The following is a 6,000-nucleotide window of genomic DNA, read 5'->3' on the forward strand; positions in this document are numbered from 1 at the left end:
ATACGCCATGACCGACACCGTGCTCTACGAGGTGAGCGACGGGCTCGCGACGATCACGCTGAACCGCCCGGAGGCGATGAACGCGCTGAACGTGGAGACCAAGGTCGCCCTGCGGGAGGCGGTCCGGTCCGCGGTGGACGACGCCGCCGTGCGGGCGGTGCTGCTGACCGCCGCCGGTGACCGGGCGTTCTGCGTGGGGCAGGACCTCAAGGAGCACATCGGTCTGCTGGTCCAGGACCGGGAGACCGGGTCGGGGCAGACCATGAGCACGGTGCGGGAGCACTACAACCCGATCGTGCGGGCGCTGGCCGGGGCGGCGAAGCCGGTCGTCGCCGCCGTGAACGGGGTGGCGGCCGGGGCGGGCTTCGGCTTCGCGCTCGCCGCGGACTACCGGATCGTCGCGGACACGGCGGCGTTCAACACCTCGTTCGCCGGGGTCGCGCTGACCGCGGACTCGGGGATCTCCTGGACGCTTCCGAGGGCGGTCGGACCGGGGCGGGCCGCTGACCTGCTGCTCTTCCCGCGGAGCATCGGGGCGCAGGAGGCGTACGAGCTGGGTATCGCGAACCGGCTGGTGCCTGCCGGTGAGCTGCGCGCGGAGGCCGAGAAGGTGGCGCGGGCCCTGGCCGAGGGGCCGACGGTGGCGTACGCGGCGCTGAAGGAGTCGGTGGCGTTCGGGCTGACGCACTCCTTGGAGGAGGCCCTGGAGAAGGAGGACGAGCTGCAGACCCGGGCCGGTTCTTCCGAGGACCACGCGATCGCGGTGCAGGCCTTCGTCAACAAGGAGAAGCCGAAGTACTCGGGCCGGTAGTCCGGGGGCCGAGCCGCGGACCGGCTCAGCCCCGCGCCCCTGCCGGGGCGCTTCTGGCCACGCAGGCCTCCAAGTGATCGTCCACCAGGCCGCACGCCTGCATCAGCGCGTACGCCGTCGTCGGGCCCACGAAGCGGAGGCCACGCTTCTTCAGGGCTTTCGACAGGGCCGTCGACTCGGGCGTGACGGGCGGTACGTCGGAGAGGGTCCTCGGGGCCGGGCGGCCGGCCGGGTCCGGGGCGTGGGACCAGATCAGCTCGTCCAGCTCACCCGGGGACCAGGCGGTCAGCGCACGCGCGTTGGCGAGGGTCGCGTCGATCTTGGCGCGGTTGCGGATGATGCCGGCGTCGGCCAGGAGGCGCTCGCGGTCCTCGTCGGTGAAGGCGGCCACCGAGGCGATCCTGAAGTCGGCGAAGGCGGCGCGGAAACCGGGGCGGCGGCGCAGGATCGTGATCCAGGACAGGCCGGACTGGAAGGCCTCCAGGCTGAGCCGTTCGAAGAGCGCGTCGTCGCCGTGGACCGGGCGGCCCCACTCCTCGTCGTGGTACGCCACGTACTCCGGGGCGGACAGGGCCCAGGGGCAGCGCAGCGCGCCGTCCTGGCCGGCGAGGGCGGCGCCGTCGCTCACGGCCGGTCCTCCTGCCCCGGTGCGGGCTTGTCCATGGACACGTGGTTCTCCCCGGACGCGCGCACCGGCCCGTGGGCGGAGCTCGACCGGGCTCCGGCCAGGGCGGACTCCAGGTCGGCGATGCGGGCGTCGCGTTCGGCGAGCTCGGCGCCCAGGCGGCTGAGGGCGTCGTCCACGTCGGCCATGCGGTAGCCGCGGGCGGCGAGCGGGAAGCGCAGGCCCTCGACGTCCGCGCGGCCGACCGGACGGTCCGGGGGCAGCGGGTCCCGCAGCCGCTCGGGGGCGGCCTCGGGCAGCGGCCCGTTCTCGCCGCCGCCCACCACGGCGAGCGTCACCGCGCCGACCACGACGGCGAGCGCGACGACCAGGAACAGGAACATAACCATCGCGGGGCCCCCACGGTCGGATGGATCGGACTCGTCGGAAGTCCGCCGAGTCGGATGTTGTCAGGCTCCGATCGTGCCATGCGAGTCCGACAGCTAGGGTCGCAGGCGGCGGAAGAGCGGGACGGTACCAGGAAAGGTCACAGGGGATGCTCACGCTGGGCAGTCGGGAGTTCGGGACGCACGAGCCGGTGATCATGGCGATCGTGAACCGCACCCCGGACTCCTTCTACGACCAGGGCGCCACCTTCCGCGACGAGCCGGCCCTCGCGCGCGTGGAGCAGGCCGTGGCCGAGGGCGCCGCGATCATCGACATCGGCGGGGTCAAGGCCGGGCCGGGCGAGGAGGTCACGGCCGAGGAGGAGGCCCGCCGGACGGTCGGGTTCGTGGCCGAGGTGCGGCGGCGGTTCCCGGACGTGGTCATCAGCGTGGACACGTGGCGGGCCGAGGTCGGCGAAGCCGTGTGCGCGGCCGGGGCCGATCTCCTGAACGACGCGTGGGGTGGTGTCGACCCGGGGCTGGCGGAGGTCGCCGCGCGCCATCGGGTGGGGCTGGTGTGCACCCACGCCGGCGGGGCGGAGCCGCGGACCCGGCCGCACCGGATCGAGTACGACGATGTCGTGGCGGACATCCTGGACGTGACGGTCGGGCTGGCCGAGCGGGCGCTCGCGCTGGGGGTGCCGCGGGAGTCGATCATGATCGACCCGGGCCACGACTTCGGGAAGAACACGCGGCACAGCCTGGAGGCGACACGGCGGCTGGACGAGATGGTCGCCACGGGCTGGCCGGTGCTGGTGTCGCTGTCCAACAAGGACTTCGTGGGAGAGACACTGGACCGGCCCGTGAAGGAGCGGGTCGTGGGGACGTTGGCGACGACGGCGGTGTCCGCGTGGCTGGGGGCGCAGGTGTACCGGGTGCACGAGGTCGCCGAGACGCGGCAGGTGCTGGAGATGGTCTCGGCGATCGCGGGGCATCGGCGTCCTGCCGTGGCGCGGCGCGGGCTGGCTTAGCCCGCGGCCAGGGGGCGGAGCCCGCCCCCTGGCCCGGCCGGCCTGTCCGCCCGCCGTCCGAGGCAGCCGGAAGCGGCCCGGAAAGCGTCAGCGGCCCGCCTCCTTCGACACCAGGGCGACCGCCTCGTCCACGTCGTCCGTGACGTGGAACAGCAGCAGGTCCTTCTCCGCCGCCTTGCCCTGGGCGATCACCGTGCCGCGGAGCCAGTCGACGAGGCCACCCCAGTAGTCGCTGCCGAAGAGGACGATCGGGAAGCGCGTGACCTTCTGCGTCTGGACCAGCGTGAGGGCCTCGAAGAGTTCGTCGAGGGTGCCGAGGCCGCCGGGCAGGACGACGAAGCCCTGGGCGTACTTGACGAACATCATCTTCCGGACGAAGAAGTAGCGGAAGTTGAGGCCGATGTCGACGTACGGGTTCAGCCCCTGCTCGAAGGGCAGTTCGATGCCGAGGCCGACCGAGAGGCCCTCGGCCTCCAGGGCGCCCTTGTTGGCCGCCTCCATCGCTCCCGGGCCGCCGCCGGTGATGACGGCGAAGCCCGCGTCGACCAGGCCCTGCCCCAGTCGCACGCCCGCCTCGTACTCGGGCGAGTCCACCGGGGTCCTGGCCGAGCCGAACACACTGATCGCGGGCGGGAGTTCGGCCAGCGTGCCGAAGCCCTCGATGAACTCCGACTGGATGCGCAGCACGCGCCAGGGGTCGGTGTGGACCCAGTCGGAGGGGGCTCGCTCGTCCAGCAGCCGCTGGTCGGTGGTGCTGGCCTGTACCTGGTCGCGCCGCTGGAGGAGCGGGCCCAGGCGCTTTTCCTCCGGCGGCTGCTTCTTCCCCTCGGGGTTGCCGGTCGCCATGTGCGCTCCCTCCGTCGTGCCTGTCTTTCCACCTCAGCGTAGATCTACGCGGGTTACGAACGAGGGACGTGAGCATGTCCGCGATACAGCGCCGTAAACACGGTGGTGTCCCAGCGACGTCAGGCGGTCAGCCAGTTCCTCAGGCGCTCCTCGCCCGCGAGGATCTTGGCGGTCTCCACGCGCTCGTCCCGCTTGTGCGCCAAGTGGGGGTTGCCGGGACCGTAGTTGACCGCCGGGACACCGAGCGCCGAGAAGCGGGAGACGTCCGTCCAGCCGTACTTCGGCATCGGGGTGCCGCCGACCGCCTCGATGAACGCCTTCGCCGCCGGATGGGACAGACCGGGCATCGCCGCGCCGCTGTGGTCGACGACCTCGAACTCCGCGACCCCGCAGTCCGCGAAGACCTCCCGGACGTGGGCGACGGCCTCCTCGGGCGTGCGGTCGGGCGCGTAGCGGAAGTTGACGGTGACGACGCAGTCGTCGGGGATCACGTTGCCGGCCACTCCCCCGGTGACGCCGACCGCGTTGAGGCCCTCGCGGTACTCCAGGCCGTCGATGACCGGCCACCGCGGCTCGTAGGAGGCCAGGCGGGCGAGGATCGGGGCGGCAGCGTGGATCGCGTTGGAGCCCATCCAGCCGCGCGCCGAGTGAGCCCGCTCGCCCGAGGTCCTCAGCAGCACCCGCAGCGTGCCCTGGCAGCCGCCCTCGACCTGGCCGTCCGACGGTTCCAGCAGCACCGCGAAGTCGCCCTCCAGCCACTCGGGGTGCCTCTCGGAGACGTGCTTGAGGCCGTTCAGCTCCGCGGCGACCTCCTCGTTGTCGTAGAAGACGAAGGTGAGGTCGCGGTTGGGGGCCGGGACGGTCGCCGCGATGCGGAGCTGGACCGCCACTCCCGACTTCATGTCGCAGGTGCCGCAGCCCCACAGGACGCCGTCCTCGTCGAGCCGGGAGGGGACGTTGTCCGCGATCGGGACGGTGTCGATGTGGCCGGCCAGGATGACCCGCTCCGAGCGGCCCAGGTTCGTGCGGGCCACGACGTTGTTGCCGTACCGGTCGACCGTCAGGTGGGGCAGCGCGCGCAGCGCGGTCTCGATCGCGTCGGCGAGGGGCTTCTCGGTGCCGCTCTCGGAGCGGAAGTCGACGAGCCGGGCGGTGAGCTCCGCGGCGTCCAGCGTGAGGTCAAGCGAGGTGTCGGCCATGCCGTCGACCCTAACGCGCCAGGCCCGGGCCTCACTGTCCACACCTGGCTCATACCACTCCGTACTCTCCAGTACCTTGTACGGCGTGGCAGAGCCGTCTCCTCCCAAGCGCCGTGGCCGCCTCTTCCGATGCGCGGCCGCCCTCGTGGCCCTGCTGGCGGTCGCCGGCTACCTCGTCGTGCAGTACGTCACCGGGGGCTCGGGCGGACCGGGCTGCAAGGTCGTCTCCGGCAAGGGCGACGGGGCCTCGTACGAGTTCTCGCCCGAGCAGGCGGTGAACGCGGCGACGATCACCGCCGTGGGGACCGCGCGCGGTCTGCCCGAGCGGGCCGTGACCATCGCGCTGGCGACCGCGCTGCAGGAGTCGACCCTGCGCAACATCGACTACGGCGACCGTGACTCCCTCGGCCTGTTCCAGCAGCGGCCCTCGCAGGGCTGGGGCACGCCGAAGGAGATCATGGACCCGGCCTACTCGGCCGGTGAGTTCTACGACCACCTGGTCAAGGTGCCCGGCTACACGCGGCTGCCGCTGACCGTCGCCGCGCAGCGCGTGCAGCGCAGCGGCTTCCCGCAGGCCTACGCCAAGCACGAGCCGGACGCCGCGCTGCTCGCCGCGGCCCTCACCGGGCAGTCCGCGGCCACGCTGACCTGCGAGGGCCGCCCGGCCGCGACCCGGGCGTCGGGCCCGGACGGGGTGCGTGCCGCGCTCGTGCGGGACTTCGGGCGGGATGTGCTGGAGCCGGCGGGCGCCGAGGTCGGCGGCTCGTCGACGGCCACGCCCACGCCCACGCCCTCCCCGGGCGGTACGGGCGGGTCCGGCGAGCGGACCGTGACCCTGCCGGTGAGCGCCGACACCAGTGGGGCGGCCGGGCGGAGCCTGGACCAGCGGGGCTGGCAGCTGGCGCACTGGGCCGTGGCCAACGCCTCCGAGCTGCACATCGCGCGCGTCACCTACGCGGGGCGCGAGTGGGTCGCCGGGAACACCGCGAGCCAGTGGCGCGCACCCACGGCGAAGGGCACCGCGGGCGCGGAACGGGACGCGGACGCGGTCCGTATCGTCACGATGCGCTAGTAGGACTCCGTTAGGTGTGTTTGCCGGTGGTGTCCGGTCGGGGGCACGGTG

General features: G+C 72.9%; 7 protein-coding genes. 3 read left to right on the forward strand and 4 right to left on the reverse strand.

Annotated features, from left to right (window positions below; translation table 11 throughout):
- Positions 1-7: 7 nt before the first annotated feature.
- Complete coding sequence (locus ACFU3E_RS35355) at positions 8-811, forward strand: enoyl-CoA hydratase/isomerase family protein (RefSeq protein WP_384167911.1); 804 nt, start codon at positions 8-10, stop codon at positions 809-811.
- A gap of 25 nt (positions 812-836) precedes the next feature.
- On the opposite strand, the gene ACFU3E_RS35360 is transcribed toward ACFU3E_RS35355, so the two are convergent.
- Positions 837-1,439, reverse strand: coding sequence for a DNA-3-methyladenine glycosylase I (locus ACFU3E_RS35360; RefSeq protein ID WP_384167914.1), 603 nt, complete (start codon positions 1,437-1,439; stop codon positions 837-839).
- Positions 1,436-1,825, reverse strand: coding sequence for a DivIVA domain-containing protein (locus ACFU3E_RS35365; RefSeq protein WP_384167917.1), 390 nt, complete (start codon positions 1,823-1,825; stop codon positions 1,436-1,438). Before ACFU3E_RS35365 ends, ACFU3E_RS35360 begins: the two co-directional genes overlap by 4 nt.
- 146 nt (positions 1,826-1,971) lie before the next feature.
- Between ACFU3E_RS35365 and folP the strand changes: the two genes are divergently transcribed.
- Positions 1,972-2,832, forward strand: a complete 861-nt coding sequence (gene folP, locus ACFU3E_RS35370) for a dihydropteroate synthase (protein ID WP_384167920.1) — start codon at positions 1,972-1,974, stop codon at positions 2,830-2,832.
- A gap of 87 nt (positions 2,833-2,919) precedes the next feature.
- Here folP and ACFU3E_RS35375 read toward each other — a convergent pair whose 3' ends face one another.
- Both ACFU3E_RS35375 and dapE read right to left on the reverse strand, forming a co-directional pair.
- Positions 2,920-3,678 carry a TIGR00730 family Rossman fold protein gene (locus tag ACFU3E_RS35375; RefSeq protein ID WP_384167923.1) on the reverse strand — a complete coding sequence of 253 codons (759 nt, stop codon included), beginning with the start codon at positions 3,676-3,678 and terminating at the stop codon, positions 2,920-2,922.
- 119 nt (positions 3,679-3,797) lie between these two features.
- On the reverse strand, positions 3,798-4,877 hold the full coding sequence (gene dapE / locus ACFU3E_RS35380; RefSeq protein ID WP_384167926.1) for a succinyl-diaminopimelate desuccinylase: 1,080 nt from the start codon (positions 4,875-4,877) through the stop codon (positions 3,798-3,800).
- Positions 4,878-4,962: 85 nt separating this feature from the next.
- Here dapE and ACFU3E_RS35385 point away from each other — a divergent pair, with 85 nt between their 5' ends.
- Positions 4,963-5,949, forward strand: coding sequence for a heavy metal transporter (locus ACFU3E_RS35385; protein WP_384167929.1), 987 nt, complete (start codon positions 4,963-4,965; stop codon positions 5,947-5,949).
- The last annotated feature ends 51 nt before the right edge of the window (positions 5,950-6,000 follow it).

It is taken from the genome of Streptomyces sp. NPDC057424, assembly GCF_042803315.1.
GTDB lineage: Bacteria > Actinomycetota > Actinomycetes > Streptomycetales > Streptomycetaceae > Streptomyces.